The 1,579-nt window shown below is 74.4% G+C and carries 2 protein-coding genes; both read right to left on the reverse strand.

The features are described from left to right. Positions 1–361, reverse strand: a 361-nt coding sequence (locus tag FV223_RS27205; protein WP_246689828.1) for a gamma-glutamyltransferase, incomplete at its 3' end; no start/stop codon positions are given. Between the two features lie 79 nt (positions 362–440). Continuing rightward, positions 441–1,316, reverse strand: a complete 876-nt coding sequence (locus FV223_RS27210; protein WP_147729815.1) for a transporter — start codon at positions 1,314–1,316, stop codon at positions 441–443. Between the last annotated feature and the right edge of the window lie 263 nt (positions 1,317–1,579).

A 1,579-nucleotide genomic window follows, 5' to 3' on the forward strand; every position in this document is an offset into this window, starting at 1 on the left:
GCGAGGCGGCGCGGTCCGGCTCGCCGCCGGGCGCCAGGAACATGTCGGCGGTGGCGGCCTGCGGCGCGGTCTCGCGGTAGTCGATCGCCACGGTCTCGTGCCGGTCCGCCAGGTGCACCAGCATGAAGCCGCCGCCGCCGAGGTTGCCCGCCTGCGGCAGGGTCACCGCCAGCGCGAAGCCGACCGCGACCGCGGCGTCGACCGCGTTGCCGCCGCGCTTGAGGATGTCGACGCCGATCCGCGTCGCCCGCGCCTCCTGGCTCGCGACCATGCCGTGCGCGGCCTGCACCGGCAGCATCCGTGCGTCGTCGGAGGGGATCGGCGGCCCCGAGCCCTGCGGGAGGGCGGGGCCGCCCAGCATGAGGAGAACGGCGAGGGCGGCGCGGATCGATCTCATTCGCTTCCCGATAGCACGGCCGCGACCGTCCGGCAGGCGCCGGTCATTCGCCCTGGCGCCACGTCACCAGCGTGCGGTTCGGCTCCACCTCGCCCTTGTCCTGGTAGAGCGGCACGATCGCGCGCAGCCAGCCGCGGGTCTCCCGGCCGCCGTAGTTGCGCTCGACCACGTCGCGCGTGAGGTAGGCCTGCAGGTTCACCGGGCCGAAATTGTAGCCGACGAGGCCGCCCACCGCGATCTGCCCCTGGGGCCGGTCGCTGCCGACCCCGGTCGGCAGGTCGGTCGAGCCGAAGGCCACGGCGCCGACCTGCCACTGGCCGAGCTTCCTCGTCGCGGTGAGGTCGAGGTTGAGGTAGTCCGGGTAGAGCGTGCCCGTGGGCGAGCGGTCGTCGATGAAGATCCCGTGCAGCAGGTTGGCGGTCAGGTTCCAGCCGTTGCCGGTGTAGCTGACCGCGAAGCGCTGGGTGATCGAGGCCGACTGCGTCAGGAAGCGGGTCTCGATCGGCAGGTAGCCGCCGAACAGGTAGCTGAACCCGAGGTCGTTTCCGAGGTCCCAGGCGAGCTGCGCCGCGAGCAGCGGCTGCCCGACGCCGCTCTGGTAGGGCGCGCCGCGCCCGCTCGAGGCGACCACCGGCTGCGTGACGAAGAACTGCAGCCGCGCGTCGGCGATCGTCCACGGCGTCGCCCAGGCGAAGGTCGGCAGGTTGACGTTCGATTCCGAGTCCAGGGGCCGCGTGTCGCGGACGCCGAAGCTCGACAGGTTCACGAAATAGAACCCGACCGGCAGTTGCGCCCCCGCCGGCAGGCCGACGGTCTGGCCCGGCTGCGCCGCCGAGCCGGCCCAGGCGGGGCCGCCGGGCAGGAGGGCCGCGAGCAGGGCGAGGGCGGTCCGGGTCGTCCACGGGCGGCGTGCGATCATCGTTCGTCCCTCGTCGCCGCCAGGGGGATCCTGCGCGGGCCGACCGGGGTTCGACGGTTCGACGCATCCGAAGCATCCCGCCGGGCCGCCCCGAAGCGCGCCCGTGTCGCGGAAACGTCACGCCCGCGTCGGGGGCCGCCCAGCGCTTCGCCCGGCGATCAGCCAGTACACGAGCCCGGCACCGGCGCCGGCGAGGAACAGGATCGCGGTGACCCGCGCCTCCGCCGCGAGCGCCGTGCCGCCGGGGTGCACGGCCCCGCGCG

The sequence above is a fragment of the Methylobacterium sp. WL116 genome (assembly GCF_008039455.1).
Classification (GTDB): Bacteria; Pseudomonadota; Alphaproteobacteria; order Rhizobiales; family Beijerinckiaceae; genus Methylobacterium.

What these genes read in the sequence shown, in the direction of transcription:
- FV223_RS27210 (WP_147729815.1), bottom strand. Translation starts at nt 1,316, where the DNA reads ATGATCGCACGCCGCCCGTGGACGACCCGGACCGCCCTCGCCCTGCTC.